Origin of the sequence: Pseudarthrobacter sp. BRE9 (assembly GCF_031844305.1) — a bacterium.
In the GTDB taxonomy this organism is placed as follows: Bacteria; Actinomycetota; Actinomycetes; order Actinomycetales; family Micrococcaceae; genus Arthrobacter.
Genome location: NZ_JAUZUY010000007.1, coordinates 80,941 through 99,857 on the forward strand (window position 1 = coordinate 80,941; position 18,917 = coordinate 99,857).

Consider the following 18,917-nt stretch of genomic DNA (forward strand, 5'->3'; position numbering starts at 1 on the left):
GCTGGCTTCCAAGACGTTGCACACCACAAGCGAAAAGGGGGAACGCCATGTACTGTCCGTTCTGCCGCAACCCCGATTCCCGTGTGGTGGACAGCCGGATGGCAGATGACGGCTCAGCCATCCGCCGGCGCCGGCAATGCCCCGAATGCGGCCGTCGGTTCACCACCGTTGAAACCACCAGCCTCTCCGTGATCAAGCGGTCCGGCGTGGGCGAGCCCTTCAGCCGGAGCAAGGTCATCAACGGGGTGCGCAAAGCCTGCCAGGGCCGGCCGGTGAGCGAGGATGACCTCGCCATGCTGGCCCAGGAAGTGGAAGAACAGATCCGGTCGTCGGGAGCCGCCGAAATCGACGCCCACGAGGTGGGCTTGGTAATCCTCGGGCCACTGCAGAAACTCGACAAGGTGGCGTACCTTCGCTTCGCCAGCGTGTACCAGGCGTTCGAGTCCCTTGAGGATTTTGAAACCGCCATCGCCCTGCTCCGGCACGAGGCCGAGGAAGATGCCAAGGGCGCGGCCCCCGGCGCCAAGAGCTCCGAGAAGAGCCCCCTTTAGACTCCGGTGGCGGCAGCGGAGGGGAAGCCGCAGCCGCCACCGGCACCACTGCCTACTTGGCCAGCTTGTGCTTCAGGGCGATTTCCAGTGCAGCGCCCACAATCCCTGCCTCGTTGCGCAGCACGGCCGGGACAATCGGGGTGCGCAGCTTGAGGTTGGGAAGGTACTCGTCCGCGCGCTTGGAGATCCCGCCGCCCACGATGAACAGTTCCGGCGAGAACAGGAACTCGACGTGGGAGAAGTAGCGCTGCAGCAGCACGCTGTACTCGTCCCATGACAGCCCGTCCCGTTCCCGGGCCACCGCGGATGCCTTCGATTCGGCATCGAAGCCGTCAATCTCCAGGTGGCCCAGCTCCGCGTTCGGGACCAGTTTGCCGTCGAAGATGAAGGCGGAACCGATGCCGGTGCCAAGGGTGATGACCAGTACGGTGCCGGAGACGCCGGCGCCGGCACCGTAGCGGGCTTCGGCCAGGCCGGCGGCGTCGGCGTCGTTGATGACCTCCACCGGACGGCCCAGCCGCGCGGTGAGGAGGGCATCGATGTCGGTGTCCAGCCAGCTCTTGTCCACATTGGCGGCCGAGTGGACCACGCCGTGCTGAATGATCCCCGGGAAGGTCACGCCCACGGGGGAGCCGGCTTCGGGGGCCTCGGGGCGTGCCGAAAGCTCGGCAACCACCAGGGCCACAGCCTCGGCGACGGCCTCAGGGGTGGCAGGCTGGGGGGTGGGCACGCGGAACCGGTCACCCAGGAGCTTGCCCTTCTTCAGGTCGACAATGCCGCCCTTGATGCCCGTACCACCGATGTCGATGCCGATCAGCGGTGCGTTCTTGTGCGACTTTTCGTCCTTCTTGGCCAATGGGATTCCGTTCGTGACTGGGGCGGGCAGGAAAAGGGGCCGCTTGCGCGGCCAGTAACAGGTGTCCGGGTCTGTGCCGGCAGCATGCCCTGCGGGCATGGGACGGGCTAGGGGAGGGTGAGGATCTCGGCGCCGGTCTCGGTGACCAGCAGGGTGTGCTCGAACTGGGCGGTGCGCCTGCGGTCCCGGGTGACCACTGTCCAGTCGTCGCTCCACATGTCCCACTCCACGGTGCCCAGGGTGAGCATCGGTTCAATGGTGAACACCATGCCGGCCTCGATCACCGTGTTGTACGCAGGGGCGGCATCGTAGTGCGGAATGATGAGCCCGGTGTGGAATGCCTCGCCGACCCCATGGCCCGTGAAGTCACGCACCACGCCGTAGCCGAATCGCTTGGCATAGGACTGGATGGCCCGGCCGATGACGTTGATCTCGCGTCCCGGCGCCACCGCTTTGATGGCCCGGTTCAGCGACTCCTGGGTTCGCTCCACCAGCAGCCGGGATTCCTCGTCCACGTCCCCCACCAGGAAGGTGTAGTTGGTGTCTCCGTGGACGCCGTTGATGTAGGCGGTGATGTCGATGTTCAGGATGTCGCCGTCCTCGACGACGGTGCTGTCCGGGATGCCATGGCAGATGACCTCGTTCAATGAGGAGCACAGCGATTTGGGAAATCCGCGGTAACCCAGCGTGGACGGGTAGGCGTGGTGGTCCAGCAGGAACTCGTGGCCCACCCTGTCCAGCTCGTCAGTGGTGACGCCCGGCTGGATGTGCTTGCCCACTTCGACGATGGCCTGGGCCGCGATCTTTCCGGCGATCCGGATCTTCTCGATGGTCTCCGCGGACTTGACTTCGGAGCCGGTGAATTTGGCGGGGCCGGGCTTGCCGACGTACTCCGGACGGGGGATGGACGCCGGGACGGGACGCTGCGGACTCACGGTACCCGGGGTGAGGGTGCCAATGGGTGCAGTCGAGGCAAGGGAAGGCATAGATTGATCATATAAGGCACCGCAGAACGCCTAACAACCGACAAGCGGCGGAGAACACACGTAAGTGTTTGTGTTACGTGGATCACGCGGCTTTCCCTGTCGCCGGAACGAGGAGCAACGATGACTGAGTACTGGTTCAACATCAAGACCCATGAGGTGGAAGAGGACCGGCTGTCGGACTGGAGCCAGCTCATTGGGCCGTACAAGACCCGGGCGGAAGCCGAACACGCCCTGGAGAAGGTCAAAGCGCGCAACGAGGCCTGGGAAAAGCAGGACGACGACTGACGGAATTGTTGGATGGGCAGGGCGCCTTGTCGCCTTGGCGGCACTGCTCCGCGGACTGCCTCGGCCGCGGGCGTCCTCACCTTGACGTCCGCTTCCGCAGTACCCCCAAGGCGCCGCAGGCCGGGCCGGCAATTCTGTCAGGTCGCCGGTTCCGCTGCGTCGTGGGGACAAAAATAGAAGTTAAAACGAGTGTTCCGGGCCGGGGAACTGGCCGGACCTGACGTCCTCACCGTAGGCGGTGGCGGCGTCGATCAACGTGCTGCGCAGGTCCGCGTACTGCTTGACGAACTTGGCCATCCGGCCGCCGCGCAGGCCTGCCATGTCCTGCCATACAAGGACCTGGCCGGTGGTCGCCTTCCCGGCGCCGATGCCCACCGTGGGGACACTGACCGCCGCGTCAACTGCCGCCGCCGTCCCGGCGGGCACCATTTCCATCAGCACGCAGAACGCTCCGGCGTCCGCCAGCGCGACGGCGTCGTCAATCAACCGCTGGGCATCGTCGCCGCGGCCCTGGACGCGGTATCCGCCGAGGGCGTGTTCGCTCTGGGGGGTGAAGCCGATATGCGCCATGACCGGAATACCTGCCTGCACCATGGCCCGGACCGTTGGCGCGTAGTACTTCCCGCCCTCGATCTTCACGGCGTGGGCAAGCCCTTCCTTCAGGAAGCGGACACCGGCGGCCACCGCCTGTTCCGCGCTGACCTCGTAGCTGCCGAACGGAAGGTCCGCCACCACCAAGGCGCGCTTGGCGGACCTGGCGACTGCCCGGCACAGGGGGAGCAGTTCGTCCACGGTGACCGGAAGGCTTGTCTCATTGCCAAAGACGTTGTTCGACGCCGAATCGCCAACCAGGAGCACCTCGATGCCGGCAGCGTCAAAAATCTCGGCCGTGTACTGCTCGTACGCGGTGAGCATGGCGAACTTCGTGCCGTCGTTCTTGGCCTGCTGCAGGTGGTGGATTCGGACTTTTGCCGGTTTCCGTTCGGCCGGTGCAGCAGCGGCCGGGGCCGGAACGGGTGTGCCGGGGCCGCTTCCGTAGGGGGCGGGTACTTCTGCGGACGCGCTGGAGTCGGAGCTGTTGCTGGAGGCCATGGGATGAGCGTAATGCGGTACCCGCCGTACTAGCTACCGCGGGCAAGGCGGCGCAAAGGTGATTAGCGTCATAGCGGCCGGTGGGGACGCTCTCCACTCGCCGCCGGAAACCCCGGCCGTCGGTGGCCTGGACCAAGGCGCCCAATCGGCAGGACGCCAGGTTAATGCTGTGTTACGCACGGCGCAGGCTCAAGCATCGGCGTCGAATGATTAGTACAGTGTTGATGAACTGCTGCCGGCTTTCCCCTTTGCGCGGGCCCCGGAGCATGAACGTTGACCGGAGAAGAGGCCATCATGGACCGCCAGCAAGAATTTGTCCTGCGCACAATCGAAGAGCGCGACGTACGTTTCGTGCGCCTGTGGTTCACCGACGTCGTGGGTTCGCTGAAGTCCGTGGCGCTGGCGCCGGCGGAAGTCGAGGGAGCGTTCGAGGAAGGCCTTGGCTTCGATGGCTCCTCCATCGAAGGCCTGGCCCGCGTCTTTGAATCGGACATGCTGGCCCAGCCCGATCCTGCCACCTTCCAGATCCTGCCGTGGCGCGGTGAGACCGAACAGACCTCGCGGATGTTCTGCGACATCCTCACCCCTGATGGCGAGCCTTCCGCGGCTGATCCGCGCAACGTGCTCAAGCGGACGCTGGCCAAGGCCGCGGACATGGGCTTCACCTGCTACACACACCCCGAGATCGAGTTCTACCTGCTCAAATCGCACGAGCCGGGTCCGGACGGCGCGCCGGTGCCGGTTGATGAAGGCGGCTACTTTGACCACGTGCCGGGCGGCGTGGCCCAGGACTTCCGCCGCACTGCCGTGACCATGCTGGAATCCGTGGGCATTTCCGTCGAATTCAGCCACCACGAGGCGGGCCCCGGCCAGAACGAAATCGACCTGCGCTACGCGGATGCCCTGCAGACGGCCGACAACATCATGACGTTCCGCACCGTCATCAAGGAAGTGGCCCTGCAGCAGGGCACGTACGCCACGTTCATGCCCAAGCCCTTCACCGACCACCCCGGATCCGGCATGCACACGCACTTCTCGCTGTTCGAGGGCGACAGCAACGCGTTCTTCGAGGCAGGTGCGGAGTTCCAGCTGTCCACGACTGCACGGCAGTTCATTGCGGGCATCCTCAAGCATGCCCCCGAGTTCACGGCGGTCACCAACCAGTTCGTCAACTCCTACAAGCGCCTGTGGGGCGGCGGCGAGGCACCCAGCTACCTGAGCTGGGGGCACAACAACCGCTCCGCCCTGGTCCGCGTGCCGCTGTACAAGCCGGGCAAGGGCCAGTCCGCCCGGATCGAGTACCGCGGCATCGACTCCGCAGCGAACCCCTACCTGGCTTACGCCGTCCTGCTCGGTGCGGGGCTGAAGGGCATCGAGGAAGGGTACGAGCTGCCGGCAGCCGCCGAGGACGACGTCTGGTCGCTCAGCTCCGCCGAGCGCCGCGCCATGGGCCACGATCCGCTGCCTGCAAGCCTGCACGACGCGATCCGCTCCATGGAGGACTCGGAGCTGATGCCGCAGATCCTGGGCGAACAGGTCTACGAGCACTTCCTCCGCAACAAGCGCGCCGAATGGCAGGACTACCGGCTGCAGGTGACGCCCTACGAGCTGCAGCGCAACCTCGGCATCCTCTAGGTGCCCGGCGTGAGCCTGGCACGCCGCCTGATCGCGGCCGGATTCAGCGACCTGGAGAAGGGCGAACGGTTCCTTGCCGCTCGCGAACTCGAGGGGCTGGACCAGGAAAGGCTCTTTGCCGGGCTGCACTTGGCGGCCAGCCCGGACACCGCTCTGCAGTCCCTGGTCCGGCTGATCGAAAAGCACCCGCAGCTGCGGGAGCTGGCCGCCGCCGAGCCGGAGGCCAGTGAACCGTTGTACCGGGTCCTGGGGGCCTCGGAGGCCCTGGGAGAGTTCCTCATCCGCCACCCCGAGCATCTGGAGGCCTTCCAGGTCCGCGCCAGTCCCGAGCCGCTGCCCGCGGACCCGGGGCGGTTGCGTTCCACGCTCCTGCAGTCCGTGGGCGCCGACCCCCGCGCCGCCCGTCCCGTTGCCGCCGTTACCGGCGTGGACGCGTACGCGGCCCTGCGCACCGCCTACCGGCGCGGCCTCGTCGATCTTGCCGTCAAGGACCTGTGCGCCGCAGATCCCCTGGACTTCCTGCCAGCGGTGGGCGGGGAACTGGCGGACCTTGCCGCTGCCGCCATCGAGGCCGCCCTCGCCGTTTCCCGCGCCGAGGCCGCGGAGCAGCACAGCGCTGCCGACGTCGCCGACGTCGGCCTTGCCGTGATTGGCATGGGCAAGTGCGGGGCCAGGGAGCTGAACTATATCTCCGACGTCGACGTGATCTACGTGGTGGACGCGGGCAGCCTGGAGGACGCGCAGGCCAACACGATCGGCACAGCCCTGGCGAGTGGCATCTCGCGGGCCATTTCATCGGTGGCCAGGGAACCGGGGTTATGGGAAGTGGATGCGAACCTGCGGCCCGAGGGCAAGTCGGGGCCTCTGGTCCGCACCCTCGCCTCCCACGAGACGTACTACGCCAGGTGGGCGGAAAGCTGGGAATTCCAGGCGCTCCTCAAGGCCCGTGCCATCGCCGGCGATGCTGCCCTGGGCCGCGCGTACGAGGAAGCCGTGTCGCCTCTGATCTGGAACTCGGCCGGGCGCGAGGGCTTTGTTGAGTCCGTCCAGGCGATGCGCCGCCGGGTGACCGAGCACATCCCCGCCGCCGAGGAGCAGCGCCAGATCAAGTTGGGGCGCGGCGGGCTGCGTGACGTCGAATTCACTGTCCAGCTGCTCCAGCTGGTGCACGGCAAGGCGGATGAGTCATTACGACGGCGGGACACCACCTCCGCGATCGCCGCCCTGTCAGCCGGAGGTTACATCGGCCGGTCCGATGCTGCCGCGTTCGACAACGCCTACCGCTACCTCCGGCTGCTGGAACACCGCATCCAGCTGTTCCAGCTGCGCCGCACCCACCTGATGCCGGTGGCGGAGCCGGCGCTGCGCTCACTGGCCAAAGCCGTGCTGGGACCCTTCTCCAATGAGCGGCCCAGCCCGGACTCCCTGCTGTCCGCGTGGCAGCGCACCAAGCGTTCGGTCCGTGAGCTGCACGAGCGGATCTTCTACCGGCCGCTGCTGAACACCGCGGCCAAACTCAGCTCCGAGGATGCCAAACTGACGCCCGAGGCGGCGCAGGGGCGGCTGGCCGCCCTCGGATACCGGGACCCCCAAGGGGCCATGCGCCACATCGAGGCGCTGACCGCCGGGGTAAGCCGCCGCGCAGCCCTGCAGCGCCAGCTCCTGCCCATCCTGCTGGACTGGCTCGCGGAAGGCGTGGACCCCGACGCCGGCCTCCTTGCCTTCCGCCGGGTCAGCGAGGCCCTGGGCACCACGCACTGGTACCTGGGGCTGCTCCGTGACTCCAACGCCGCCGCCGAACGCCTGTGCCACATGCTGTCCAATTCCCGGCTCATTGCCGACCTCCTGGAAGTCTCACCTGAGTCCGTGGCGTGGCTGGGACAGGACAAGGACCTGGTGCCCGTGGGCTTCGAAGCGCAGTGGCAGGAGATCACTGCGAAGATGTCCCGGCACGCCGACCCCGAGAGCGCCATGCGCCTGATCCGGCTGATCCGGAGACGGGAAATCCTGCGTATCGCGATCGCTGATTCCGCCGGCCTCCTGGACCAGGAACAAGTGGGCAGGGCGTTGGCCGACACGGACCGGGCTGCGGTCCTGGGAGCCCTGCGGGTGGCGGAAGGAATTGTCTCCGCCAGCGGGCCGCTCAAGACCACTGTGCTGGTGGTGGCCATGGGCCGGCAGGGCGGCCGCGAGATCGGCTACGGCTCTGACGCCGACGTCATGTACGTCCACCGCGCACTTCCGGGCTTTTCCGAAGCGGAGGCGCAGGAACAGGCCGCCCGTATCGTGTCCAAAATATCCAGCCTGCTCACCCAGCCGCTGAAACCGGCCATCATGGCAGAACGCGTCCTCCGGATGGACGCGGACCTCCGGCCCGAGGGCAAGAACGGGGCCATGGTCCGCTCCCTGGACTCCTTCGCCGAGTACTACCGCCGCTGGTCCCTGATCTGGGAAGCGCAGGCCCTGCTGCGGGCACGCCCCATGGCCGGCGACGATCTCCTGGCCGCTGATTTCGTCAAGCTCATCGACCCCATCCGGTACCCGGAGTCCGTCTCCGAGCAGGACGTGCGCGAAATCAGGCGCATCAAGGCGCGGGTGGAATCCGAGCGGCTGCCGCGCGGAGCCGACCCCGCCCGGCACCTCAAGCTGGGCCGCGGCGGCCTCAGCGACGTCGAGTGGCTGGTGCAGCTCCTGCAGCTACAGCACGCCGGCAAGCATCCAGAGCTCCGGACCACGTCCACCCTTGACGCGCTGGCAGCCGCAGCGGAACTAGGCATGCTGGACGGCGGCGACGCCGCGCTCCTCGCCGAGGCCTGGCGGCTCGCCAGCCGCATCCGGTCCGCCAATGTCATCTGGAGCGGCAAGGCCTCGGACCTCCTGCCCTCCTCGCGCCGCGATCTTGAAGCCGTGGCCCGCTGGTGCGGCTACGAGCCCGGACACGCCGCCGCGCTGGAGGAGGACTACCTGAGGGTGAGCCGGCGGGCCAGGGCTGTCTTTGAGCGTGTCTTCTATGGGCACTGAACCTATGGGCACTGAGCCGCCGGCGTGGGTCTGGCTCATCCCGCTGGCGGAACTGGACTCCGACGCCCAGGCCATTCAACTCGACGCCGTCTCGAACATGTCACTGGTGCCGGGCCAGGACCGTTTCGTAGGCGACCCGCTGCGAATGGCCCTGGCAGGGCTGGCGGAAGAATCACGGCGGCCTTACGTGGTCGAGGCGGGAGGAAGCGCCGTGGGCCTGTTGACCCTGCAGGCCGGGGCGGCAAAGCTTGCGGGCTGGCCTGACGACCAGTCGGCGTGGCTGCTGCGCGGGTTCCTCATCGACCGGCGGCACCAAGGCAAAGGCCTGGGTACGCTCGCCGCTGCCGCCGCTGTGGAGGCAGCGCGCAAGCTGACCGTGCGGCACCAAAGCGGCGAGTCCGGCGTCGTACTGTCCGTTAACCAGGAAAACCCTGCCGGCCTGTCCGCGTACCGCCGCGCCGGCTTCGTCGACTCAGGGCCGTATCCCGGCGGCTCCGCAGGGCCGCAGCGAACCATGTTCCGCAGCTTTTCCGCAACGGCACCGGCGTAACGGGCCGCACCGGCATTGCGCTCAGCAAGCGTTTGCCCGATTATGTGGATTGGCGGTGTTCTCCAACCTTGTTGGGGGGAAGGCTGGATAGTCTTCGTCTCGGGGGGCATTCGTCAGGGAGTCCGGCTCCCGGTCTCAGCACGTCTGGAGCCGGATTCCCACCTTACTAGCGAAGTGTGGGAAGCCATGAAGCGGATCAGGATCGTCCTACCGGCCTTTGCCTTAATGCTCGCGGCCTGTTCCGCGCCCGCGCAGGACGTCCCGACAGCGGGCGCCGCGGGCTCAAGCCCGGTCTCGCCCCCAGCCACGGCAGCGCGGGAAGCAATGCCTGCAGGACCCTACAGGCTCACTGCAGCGTCGGGTGCCGAAATTACCTTCACGTTGCCCACAGTTGCAACGGATCCCGTCGTGGCGCCCATCGAGGCCTACAGAGTCAAGGTCGGAGCAGCGCCTGTCACTTATCTCGTAGCGGACGTGGACAACCGCAAGGGCACCGTGCCCGTCAATATGTACACGGTGACCGCCGTCAGTGAAGACGGACGCCAGTTCACATTCTCCAGTGTTGCCGGTGCCATCCAGGGCTGGGCACCGACATACAGCTACGATTACAAATGGTCCATGGCCGGCAGGGCTTTGGACGAGGCAGCAGGTGCGGCGCTGAAGCGTGAGGCCAATGAGTTGTACAACGCGGAGACAGCTGACGTGGAGATAGCGGAGCGAACCACTGTCATCCTCGCGTCCTCCGACGTTGAGCTGCCCGTGGAGTTCACCCGGGTCGCCGTACAGCCATCCCTTACGGGCAGTGAAGAGGAAGCACAACCGGCACGTTGACGCCGCGCTGCCCGAGCAGGCACCAGCGGTTCCGACAGATCCGGACAGCAGGAAAGGCCGGCGCCAAGGGGAAACCTTGAGGCCGGCCTTTCCTGTATTAAAATTCCCGCGGACGGTTGGCGGACTATGCCTGCGCCAGCCGCAGAGCGTGACTAGACGCCGTAGTAGAGCTCGAACTCGTAGGGGTTCGGGCGCAGGGACAGCGGGCGGATCTCGTTCTCGTACTTGTACTCGATCCAGGTGTCGATCAGGTCCTGGGTGAAGACGCCGCCGGCCTGCAGGAACTCGTTGTCCTCGCGCAGGGCCTCCAGTGCTTCCTCCAGGGTGCCCGGAGCCTTGGGGATGTCCTTGGCTTCCTCGGCCGGGAGCTCGTAGAGGTCCTTGTCGATCGGTGCGGGCGGCTCGATGCGGTTGCGGATACCGTCGATGCCGGCCATCAGTTGGGCGGCGAATGCCAGGTACGGGTTGGAGGAGGGGTCCGGAGCGCGGAACTCGATGCGCTTGGCCTTCGGGTTGGAACCGGTGATGGGGATACGGATACCGGCGGAGCGGTTGCCCTGCGAGTAGACCATGTTGACCGGTGCTTCGAAGCCCTTGACCAGGCGGCGGTAGGAGTTCACCGTCGGGTTGGTGAAGGCCAGGACGGCGGAGGAGTGCTTGAGCAGGCCGCCGATGTACCAGCGGGCAGTGTCGGACAGGCCGGCGTAGCCCTTTTCGTCGTAGAACAGCGGCTCGCCGCCGTTCCACAGCGACTGGTGGCAGTGCATGCCGGAGCCGTTGTCGCCGAAGACCGGCTTGGGCATGAAGGTGACGGACTTGCCCCAAGCATCGGCAGTGTTCTTGATGACGTACTTGAACTTCTGCAGGTCATCGGCAGCGTGGGTGAGGGTGGTGAACTTGTAGTTGATCTCGGCCTGGCCGGCGGATCCAACTTCGTGGTGGCTGCGCTCGACCTCAAGGCCGGCTTCGTCCAGGGCAACACACATGGCGTCGCGCAGGTCGGCCTGCTTGTCGGTGGGGGAGACCGGGAAGTAACCGCCCTTCACGGGGGTCTTGTAGCCGAGGTTTCCGCCCTCTTCCTCGCGGCCGGTGTTCCAGTGTGCTTCCTCGGAGTCGATCTTATAGAAGCTGCCCTGCGGGGAGGACTGGTACTGGACGTTGTCGAATACGAAGAACTCGGCTTCGGGAGCGAAGAACGCGGTGTCCGCGATGCCGGTGGACGCCAGGTAGGCTTCAGCCTTTTCGGCCACGCCGCGGGGGTCGCGGTGGTAAGGGTCACCGGTGCGGGGGTTGACGATCGAGAAGTTCAGCGCGAGGGTCTTTTCCATGCGGAAGGTGTCCAGGAACGCGGTGGTCACGTCCGGGATCAGCTGCATGTCAGATTCGGCGATGCCCTGGAAGCCGCGGATGGAGGAACCGTCGAAGAGCTGGCCGTTGACGAAGAAATCAGCGTCAACACTCTTGGCGGGGACGTTGAAGTGCTGCTGGACGCCCGGAAGATCGGTGAAGCGGATATCGACGAACTTTACATCTTCGTCCTTGATGAACTTGAGGACTTCGTCCGCAGTCTTGAACATCTATGCTCCTAACGCATATGTAAATATCTGGCATGGAAGCCATCTGATCCAGCGCAATCCAAAAGCAGGGAGAACGCGTGGTTTCCCTGCGGGTACCTGCCGGGGGATTGCTTGAAACTGCTAACAGACTATGGATGCGGCATTTCCCGTCCGTGTCCGCATTGTTTCGGGCAGGTTACAGAATGCCCTGCTATGACCACGCTATCGTCCGTCCACACTGTGGTCGAGCACTATCCATACTGTGGGCGCGCCGTCACCCCGGGGGTCGGTAAGCTTGGACGGTGGTAGATCGCAAAGACATTGGGTCCTGGCTCAGCGGACCGGACACCTCCGGCATCTCCAGGTATCCGGGGGAACGCCTGGGCCTGCCCGAGTCCGGTCCGGGCTCCATTGCCCGGGCAGGCCGCAGGATCACAGCCATTTGCATCGACTGGGGCATCGCACTGCTCATCAGCAACTTTGCCTTCGGCGGCGATTCCTGGGCCACTCTGGCGGTTTTCGCAATTGAGCAGACCCTGCTGGTAGGAACGCTCGGTTACAGCATCGGGCACCGCATCATGCGCATTGCCGTAGTGAGGCCGGGTGGCGGAACACCGGGACCCCTCGCGGGCTTGGTAAGGGCCGTGCTGCTCTGCCTCGTCATCCCCGCCGTGATTTTCGACCCGGACCAGCGCGGCCTTCACGACAAGGCCATGAATACGCTCCTCATCCGGCGCTAGCCGCCGGACGGCCGTTCTGCCCGTCCATCCAATCCTTAGCCTTGCACTCGCCGGGCTTTGCGCTGCCGGCGGAAATTCGGCGCATTCGTGACGACTACGCCTCCAATCACGATGGCGCCGCCCAGCAGTTGCGCGGCGGTGTGGACGTGCCCAGCAAGGATTGTGAGGACGGCGGTGAAGACCGTGATGAGGTTGAGGAAGACGCCCGCGCCGCCCGCGGGGAGGACGGTCAGGGCACGGTTCCACAGCAGGTAGGACAGCACCGACGGGAAAACAGCGATAAACAGCAGTGACGCCAATGCGTTGCCGGTTGAGGGAAGGGCCAGGCCGCCTGTCGCGAAGCGGACCGGAGCCAGCAGGACCACCGCCACCGCTGCCTGGACGGCCGTGGCGGTGATTGGTGGAATCTTCGGGGCCAGGCGGCCAATGACCGTGTACGCCGTCCAGACAACCACGGCCCCCACCATCAGCATCTCGCCGGTACCGAAGCCGGTGGCCAGCAGCCTGCCGGCATCTCCTCCGCTGATCACGATCAGGACGCCCGCCAGGGCGATGAGGACGCCGGCGACTGACAATGGTGTCAGCCGTTCACGCAGGAAAACGGCGGCGGCCAGTGTGATGAGTGCGGGATTGAAGGCGTTGATCAGCGAAGCGTTGAACGCGTCGGTGTGCTCCAGGGCGAAATACAGCAGGAGGTTGTAGCCGAGCAGCCCGCAGACGCTGAGCGCGAGCAGCCACGGCCACGCACCCAGGACGGACCGCCAGTGTGGCCGCTCCACCATCTGGGCTATCACGAGCAGCGGGACCAGTGCGATGGTCCAGCGCAGGAAGACCAGGCTCAGCGGCTCAATACTTTGGACCGCGCCGGCGCCCACGACATAGTTACCGGCCCAGAACAGCGTTGCCCCCAGGAGGGACAGCACCGCGACAACCCGTTTTCGGCCCTGGTCGCGCCCCGATGGAGCACCTGGGTTAGAGGACGGCTGTGGCTTCAGTTCTGCATCGATCGAGTCCATGGCTAATGACCCGTTCGCCTACGCCCGGCTGGACTCAAGGTCAGCGGCAGGCACATCTGCCTCCGGGGCACTGACGTAACCCCGCCGCCCCGCCCACCGCTCGAACAGGAGGGTGGCGAACGGGAAGACGGCGGAGACGCCCGCCAGCACAGCCACCACGAACGGCCAGCGCTGCACCCGCCACAGCATCAGCGCGGCAACCCCGTAGCCGATGAACAGCGCACCGTGAACCGGGCCCGCCACCTGGACGCCAAGCTCCGTGGTGCCGGCGATCCACTTGAAGTACATCCCGGCCAGCAGCGCGGCCCAACTGCAGGCCTCGGCCACGGCGAGGATATGGAAGGCGCGGATCACGGTTGTCCTGAAGTTCATGGTCACGTCCTGTCATAGGTTGATGGCACGGGTTGATTCAGTTCGGGGCCGATTCAGTTAGGGGAGGCGGCCGTCCAGGCGCAGGAGGTCGGGGCGCAAGAAAAAAGCCCCGGCCCGGCAGTGCCGGTACCGGGGCGTTCCACCAGCTAGCGTCCGCGGTTGGGACGGGCCTTGTAGGGATCAATGCCCTTGGGGATGGGCAGCCGGCTGCCCATCGAGGCAATACGCTTGGATACCGTGCTGACCTCCAGCTTGGTCAATTCGTTCTTCATCTTGCCCATCTGCTTGGCCACCTGGCTCAGCGGCACCTGGCCCTCGCCATGCCCGGTCTGGATGGTGTGCACCGGAACGTTGGGCAGGATCCGCGCCAGGCGCTTCCGCTCGGCGTCGAGCAGGGGCTTCACGCGGTGGGCGGGGCCTTCGCTGACCAGGACGACGCCGGGACGGCCCACGGCGCGGAACACGGCATCCTGCGTGCGGGGGTTGACAGCCACAGGCTGTTCCTCGGTGATCCAGCCACGGCGGAGCGTGCCCAAGGCAGCGCCGGAGGCGCCCGGCTGGTTTTCAATCTGCGCGAATGCGGCACGTTCGGCGCGGCGGGACAGAATGAAGGTCGCCGCCAGCAGGCCCAGCGGAATGCCGATGATCAGGCCGGTAATCCAGTTATCCAGCCAGAAGCCCACCAGGAAGCTGACCGCCACAACGCCCAGGAACGCCAGCAGCATGAGCCACGGAACCATGGGGTCGTGGCGGCGGGTCATGGTGAAGACCTCGCCGATCTGCTTGAGCCTGCTGGGCTTCTTGGCCTTTGCTTCCTTCGGCTTGCGCGTGAACAGGCCGCGCTTCACCGCGCTTGAGCCCGCAGGGGTGGAGTTGCTGGAGTCAGGGGATTTCGCCATAGTGCCTCAATTCTACGTGACTTAAACCCAAGGGCCGGACGCTGGAATCTTCCAGCATCCGGCCCCTGGCCACTTGAGGGTTGCGCCGTCAGGAATGCGCGGCGAGGAGGGTGGCGGCTTCCTGGCGGGTGGTGCCGGAGTCCTGGATGCCTTCTGCGATGTGGGCGAGTTCGGCGGGGATGTCGCGGCCTTTTTTGCGCATGGCGGTGGCCCAAAGGCGGCCGGCGCGGTAGGAGGAGCGGACCAGGGGACCGGACATGACGCCGAGGAAGCCGATCTCCTGGGCTTCGTGCTGGAGGTCCACGAATTCCTGGGGCTTGACCCACCGGTCCACGGGCAGGTGCCGTTCGGAGGGGCGCAGGTACTGGGTGATGGTGATCAGGTCGCAGCCGGCCTCGTGCAGGTCCTTCAGGGCTTCGCTGATTTCTTCGCGGGTTTCACCCATACCCAGGATCAGGTTGGACTTGGTCACCATGCCCAGGTTCCGGCCCTGGGTGATCACGTCCAGGGACCGCTCGTACCGGAATGCGGGGCGGATCCGCTTGAAGATCCGGGGTACGGTTTCGACGTTGTGCGCGAAGACTTCGGGGGCGGAGTCGCAGATCGCCTTGATGTGGTCGGGGTTGCCGGAGAAGTCCGGGATGAGCAGTTCCACGCCGGTGCCGGGGTTCAGTTCGTGGATTTTGCGGACGGTTTCGGCGTAGAGCCAGACGCCTTCGTCTTCCAGGTCGTCGCGGGCCACGCCGGTGACGGTGGCGTAGCGCAGCTGCATGGACTGCACGGACCGGGCCACCTTGGTGGGTTCGAACATGTCCACCGGGGAGGGTTTGCCGGTGTCGATCTGGCAGAAGTCGCAGCGGCGGGTGCATTCGGAGCCGCCGATCAGGAAGGTGGCTTCCTTGTCTTCCCAGCACTCGAAGATGTTGGGGCAGCCGGCCTCCTCACACACCGTGTGCAGGCCTTCCTTTTTCACCAGGTTCTTCAGCCCGACGAACTCCGGGCCCATCTGGACCTTGGCCTTGATCCACTCCGGTTTGCGCTCCACCGGGACTGCAGCATTGCGCTGCTCAATCCGCAGCATCTTCCGGCCTTCAGGTGCCAATGTCACAGTAGAGCTCCTTCAGGGCTCGAAACCAATGCTTCTTCATGTTTGCGGAATTCCTCCACGAACCGGTCCACGATATCTGCCGGCCGGATGTTCCGGCCTGTCTCCAGGGACATGGTGGTCACGCCGGCGTCAGTGATGCCGCAGGCAATGATCTGGCCGTAAGGTGCCAGGTCGTTGCTGCAGTTAATGGCGATGCCATGCATGGTGACACCATTCAGGACGCGGATGCCGATAGCGGCGATCTTGCGGTCAGGGCCCTTGGAATCGGCCTTGATCCAGACGCCTGCGCGGCCCTTGATGCGTTCGGCCTTGATGCCGTGGTCCGCCATGACGGTGATCATGATCTCCTCGAGCCGCTCCACGTAATCCCGGATGCCGGCGCGGTTCTTCAGCTTAAGGATGGGATAGGCAATGAGTTGGCCTGGACCATGCCAGGTGAGTTTGCCGCCGCGGTCCACAGCGACAACCGGCGTGCCGTCAAAAGGCCGCTCGTGGTCCTCGGTCAGCTTGCCTGCCGTGTATACGGCGGCGTGCTCCAAAAGCAGGACTGTGCTGGGGGCAACTCCGGCGACAACCTTGTCATGGAGTTCGCGCTGGGCGTCCCAGCCTTCCATGTAATCAACGAAGTCGGGGGCAAGACCCAGCTGTGAAAACTCAAGAGTCATGGCATCCAGCTTAGACCCCGGAGCCGGGCGGACCCGGTTTAGTGTCCAAGCTCACCGGCGGCCGCTTTGTGACCGCAGCAGCCAAGCCTGTGGATAAGTTCTGCAGCGCGGTCGAAACTCGACTAGACATGCAGTATGGACGATGTACAGGTGCCGGAGGTTCCCGGTTACGACGTCGGGCGGTTGCTGGGCCGGGGCGGCAGCGCGGACGTGTGGCTGGCCAGGGAACAACGGACCGGCAGGGAATGGGCGCTCAAGTGCTTCCGCGCCGCGGGCAGCAGGATCCAGGGCAGGGCAACCATCAGCGGGGAGGACCTGCGGCGGGAGATCCGGATCCTGTCGGTCCTGGACCACCAGCACCTCGTCAAGGCCCACGACGTCGTCCACGTGGCGGGACCCGTCAGCGGCACGGCCTTGACCATGGATTATGCCGCAGGCGGCTCGCTGGCCCAATTGGTTGCTGCCCGTGGCAGGCTCAGCGTGGGGGAGACGGTTACCATCCTGACGCCCATCGCCCAGGCACTGGGCTACCTGCACGGAAAAGGGGTCACGCACTCGGATGTTTCGCCAGGGAACGTGCTGTTCACCGGGCAGGGGAAACCGATGCTGTCCGACCTGGGTGTCGCCAGGATGCTTGGCGACCCGGGCGGCACGGTGTCCGCCGGAACGAGCGGCTTCCTGGATCCTTCGCCGGTGGATGCCGTCCGCGCAGGCCTCCAGCCGGGAAGTGACATCTACTCGGCGGCCGCCCTGGGCTGGTTCTGCCTCACGGGTGTTGCGCCGGGCCGCACCGCCGACCGTCCGCCGTTGTCCCTTCTGGTTCCCGGCGTTCCGCAGGATCTCGCGGCCGCCCTGGAAGCCGGACTGAACGAGGACCGGCGGCTGCGTCCCGACGCGCTGGCGCTGGCCACGGCCGTCTATCGCAGCGCCGAACCCCAGCCCGTGGACCTTTCGGATGCCGTCCATGCCACCGTCCTGCCCGAGCTGCTGACGCGGCGACACGTTCCCGCTGCGTCGAAGCGCAGCAGCCTCGGGACTAAATTCCAGGGCTTGCGCCGCCGGGCAGTAACGTCCCGCTGGTCCGCCCGGCCGGTGCCACGGCGGGACACGGGCATGCGGCAGCCAAGAGCGGCGGTGGCGTCCCGCGGAAAACATGCTGATGAGGCTGTTGCCCGCCGGGGCGCAGGCGTGTTTCTTCGTGCCATCGTGCTGGCCGTTGCCGCAGCCGCGGCGGGAATATGGTGGCTGTCCGCGCTCACCGGGCCGGGGATGTGGCCCGGCAATGCGGCAACCGGATCGTCGGCGGTATCGGCAGACCCATCCGGAGCCCTCGCAGGCGGGGCGGGGGCTGTTGCCCCCGTGGACGATGCCCGGCAGCGTGCCGAAGCAGCCGATCCCGTGCTTGCCGTCCAGGGGCTGGCGGCGCTGCGGGACTATGCTTTCAGCAGCGGCAAACTGGAGTTGCTGGCGGATGTGAACGCCCCCGGCTCCCCTGCAGCCGCCGCCGACGAGCGCATCGCCGGCCAACTGCATGCCGCTGGACACCGCCTGGAGGGTTTCACCAGCACGCTGACCGGGGTGGCGGCGGAAGCCGGGGGAACCCCGGTCCAGGCAGTTGTGCGGGCGACATCAGCCACCTCCGGCTACCACACCGTCACCGCGGAAGGCGTTGTGCTGGCAGCGGGGGCTCCGAGCCAGCCGCAACCCCTCCGGCTGGTCCTGGTGTCCGTCGACGGCCGCTGGCGGGTAAGCGACATCCTTGCGGTCCCGGGCGCCGACGAGGGGCCCGGCTAGGCACTGCCGTCCTTGCCGGCCACCCAGCGGACGGCATCTTCCAGGCACCCGTGCTGCCACTGGAATCCGGCCGATGACAGAACTGCAGGCTCCATCCGCTGGCTGGACAGCAACAACTCCTCGCCGAGGCCCCGCATGACCGTGCGCAGCACAGGGGCCGGGACCCGCAGCACGGCGGGGCGGTGCAGGGCGCGGGCGAGTGCTGCGACGATCGTGTTGATGTCCGCCTGATCCGGTGCGTTCAGATTGACCGGGCCGGAGACCGGTGACTCGAGGAGGAAGAGGAAGGCGGCGGAAACATCGGGAAGCGTCACCCAGGGCCAGAACTGCCGGCCGTTGCCAAACGGACCACCAAGCCCCAGGCGCAGCAGCGGAAGCAGCTTGCCCAGGGCCCCGCCCGAGCGGCTGAAGACCACCCCGGTGCGGGGCGTTACCACGCGTACCCCCGCCGGCGCCATCCGTGCAGCCTGCTCCCACTCAACGCAGATCTGCGACAACGTCCCGGAACCGGCAGGTGCATCTTCCCGCAGGACCGTACTGCCAGCATCGCCGTAGTAGTTCGAACCTGACTGGCTTATGAAGGTCGCCGGCGGGACATCCAGCTGTGCCATGGCGTGCACCAGTGTCCTGGTCGGTCCCAGCCGGGAACTGAACAGCTCCTCCACCCGCTTCCGCGTCCAGGGCTTGTCGCCAATGCCGGCACCCGAGAGATTGACGACGGCGTCAGCGCCGGCAAGCGCGCCGGGATCCAGGACGCCTGCGGCCGGGTCCCAGCGGATTTCGGCGGCATGGGCAGGCGGCCGGCGGACCAGGGTCGCCACCGTGTGGCCTGCACTGCGGAAGGCGGCTGACATGGAGGTGCCGATGAGCCCGGAAGCGCCGGCCATGACGATATGCATGGTCCATCTCACCACGGCAGCGCCGGTTGTGTACCTGCCGCGGCGCAGGGGAGGGGTTGAC

At 66.3% G+C, this 18,917-nt stretch carries 18 protein-coding genes; 8 read left to right on the forward strand and 10 right to left on the reverse strand.

Annotated features, from left to right (window positions below):
- Positions 1 to 47 precede the first annotated feature (47 nt).
- Positions 48 to 551: a transcriptional regulator NrdR gene (nrdR, locus tag Q9R31_RS13840; RefSeq protein WP_311263302.1), complete on the forward strand. Its 504-nt coding sequence runs from the start codon at positions 48 to 50 to the stop codon at positions 549 to 551.
- 52 nt (positions 552 to 603) lie between these two features.
- Here the strand turns inward: nrdR and ppgK are convergent, their stop codons facing one another.
- Together ppgK and map are read right to left on the reverse strand one after the other, a co-directional pair.
- Entirely contained in the window at positions 604 to 1,407 is an 804-nt protein-coding gene (gene ppgK / locus Q9R31_RS13845; protein WP_311263303.1) for a polyphosphate--glucose phosphotransferase, read from the reverse strand.
- 107 nt (positions 1,408 to 1,514) lie between these two features.
- A complete protein-coding gene (gene map / locus Q9R31_RS13850; RefSeq protein WP_311263304.1) occupies positions 1,515 to 2,393 on the reverse strand; it encodes a type I methionyl aminopeptidase in 879 nt (292 codons plus the stop codon).
- Between the two features lie 120 nt (positions 2,394 to 2,513).
- Here map and Q9R31_RS13855 point away from each other — a divergent pair, with 120 nt between their 5' ends.
- On the forward strand, positions 2,514 to 2,678 hold the full coding sequence (locus tag Q9R31_RS13855; protein ID WP_307090788.1) for an SPOR domain-containing protein: 165 nt from the start codon (positions 2,514 to 2,516) through the stop codon (positions 2,676 to 2,678).
- A 180-nt stretch (positions 2,679 to 2,858) separates the two neighbouring features.
- Here Q9R31_RS13855 and panB read toward each other — a convergent pair whose 3' ends face one another.
- Positions 2,859 to 3,770, reverse strand: a complete 912-nt coding sequence (gene panB / locus Q9R31_RS13860; RefSeq protein WP_311263305.1) for a 3-methyl-2-oxobutanoate hydroxymethyltransferase — start codon at positions 3,768 to 3,770, stop codon at positions 2,859 to 2,861.
- Positions 3,771 to 4,064: 294 nt separating this feature from the next.
- On the opposite strand from panB, the gene glnA (Q9R31_RS13865) reads away from it, so the two are divergent.
- The 4 genes from glnA (Q9R31_RS13865) to Q9R31_RS13880 all read left to right on the forward strand — a co-directional run bounded on the left by glnA (Q9R31_RS13865) (position 4,065) and on the right by Q9R31_RS13880 (position 9,807).
- Positions 4,065 to 5,405, forward strand: a complete 1,341-nt coding sequence (glnA, locus tag Q9R31_RS13865; RefSeq protein WP_056331789.1) for a type I glutamate--ammonia ligase — start codon at positions 4,065 to 4,067, stop codon at positions 5,403 to 5,405.
- Positions 5,406 to 5,414: 9 nt separating this feature from the next.
- Positions 5,415 to 8,426 (forward strand): bifunctional [glutamine synthetase] adenylyltransferase/[glutamine synthetase]-adenylyl-L-tyrosine phosphorylase, encoded by a 3,012-nt coding sequence (locus Q9R31_RS13870; protein ID WP_311263306.1) that lies wholly within the window; start codon positions 5,415 to 5,417, stop codon positions 8,424 to 8,426.
- A gap of 4 nt (positions 8,427 to 8,430) precedes the next feature.
- Positions 8,431 to 8,976 carry a GNAT family N-acetyltransferase gene (locus Q9R31_RS13875; RefSeq protein ID WP_311263412.1) on the forward strand — a complete coding sequence of 182 codons (546 nt, stop codon included), beginning with the start codon at positions 8,431 to 8,433 and terminating at the stop codon, positions 8,974 to 8,976.
- Positions 8,977 to 9,300: 324 nt separating this feature from the next.
- Positions 9,301 to 9,807: a hypothetical protein gene (locus tag Q9R31_RS13880; protein WP_311263307.1), complete on the forward strand. Its 507-nt coding sequence runs from the start codon at positions 9,301 to 9,303 to the stop codon at positions 9,805 to 9,807.
- A 152-nt stretch (positions 9,808 to 9,959) separates the two neighbouring features.
- Here Q9R31_RS13880 and glnA (Q9R31_RS13885) read toward each other — a convergent pair whose 3' ends face one another.
- Positions 9,960 to 11,384 (reverse strand): type I glutamate--ammonia ligase, encoded by a 1,425-nt coding sequence (gene glnA, locus Q9R31_RS13885; RefSeq protein ID WP_285242527.1) that lies wholly within the window; start codon positions 11,382 to 11,384, stop codon positions 9,960 to 9,962.
- A 281-nt stretch (positions 11,385 to 11,665) separates the two neighbouring features.
- Between glnA (Q9R31_RS13885) and Q9R31_RS13890 the strand changes: the two genes are divergently transcribed.
- Positions 11,666 to 12,103, forward strand: coding sequence for an RDD family protein (locus Q9R31_RS13890; RefSeq protein WP_311263308.1), 438 nt, complete (start codon positions 11,666 to 11,668; stop codon positions 12,101 to 12,103).
- Positions 12,104 to 12,138: 35 nt separating this feature from the next.
- Here Q9R31_RS13890 and Q9R31_RS13895 read toward each other — a convergent pair whose 3' ends face one another.
- The 5 genes from Q9R31_RS13895 to lipB form a co-directional block, all read right to left on the reverse strand.
- Positions 12,139 to 13,119 (reverse strand): DMT family transporter, encoded by a 981-nt coding sequence (locus Q9R31_RS13895; protein WP_311263309.1) that lies wholly within the window; start codon positions 13,117 to 13,119, stop codon positions 12,139 to 12,141.
- An 18-nt stretch (positions 13,120 to 13,137) separates the two neighbouring features.
- On the reverse strand, positions 13,138 to 13,491 hold the full coding sequence (locus Q9R31_RS13900) for a DUF3817 domain-containing protein (RefSeq protein ID WP_311263310.1): 354 nt from the start codon (positions 13,489 to 13,491) through the stop codon (positions 13,138 to 13,140).
- A 146-nt stretch (positions 13,492 to 13,637) separates the two neighbouring features.
- Entirely contained in the window at positions 13,638 to 14,390 is a 753-nt protein-coding gene (locus Q9R31_RS13905) for a DUF4191 domain-containing protein (RefSeq protein ID WP_311263311.1), read from the reverse strand.
- A gap of 88 nt (positions 14,391 to 14,478) precedes the next feature.
- Entirely contained in the window at positions 14,479 to 15,498 is a 1,020-nt protein-coding gene (lipA, locus tag Q9R31_RS13910; RefSeq protein ID WP_311263312.1) for a lipoyl synthase, read from the reverse strand.
- Entirely contained in the window at positions 15,495 to 16,163 is a 669-nt protein-coding gene (lipB, locus tag Q9R31_RS13915; protein ID WP_311263313.1) for a lipoyl(octanoyl) transferase LipB, read from the reverse strand. The genes lipA and lipB overlap by 4 nt, the downstream gene beginning before the upstream one ends.
- A 135-nt stretch (positions 16,164 to 16,298) precedes the next feature.
- Here lipB and Q9R31_RS13920 point away from each other — a divergent pair, with 135 nt between their 5' ends.
- Complete coding sequence (locus Q9R31_RS13920; RefSeq protein WP_311263314.1) at positions 16,299 to 17,957, forward strand: protein kinase domain-containing protein; 1,659 nt, start codon at positions 16,299 to 16,301, stop codon at positions 17,955 to 17,957.
- On the opposite strand, the gene Q9R31_RS13925 is transcribed toward Q9R31_RS13920, so the two are convergent.
- Positions 17,954 to 18,856: a TIGR01777 family oxidoreductase gene (locus Q9R31_RS13925; RefSeq protein WP_311263315.1), complete on the reverse strand. Its 903-nt coding sequence runs from the start codon at positions 18,854 to 18,856 to the stop codon at positions 17,954 to 17,956. The two genes, Q9R31_RS13920 and Q9R31_RS13925, sit on opposite strands and share 4 nt — an antisense overlap.
- Positions 18,857 to 18,917 lie beyond the last annotated feature (61 nt).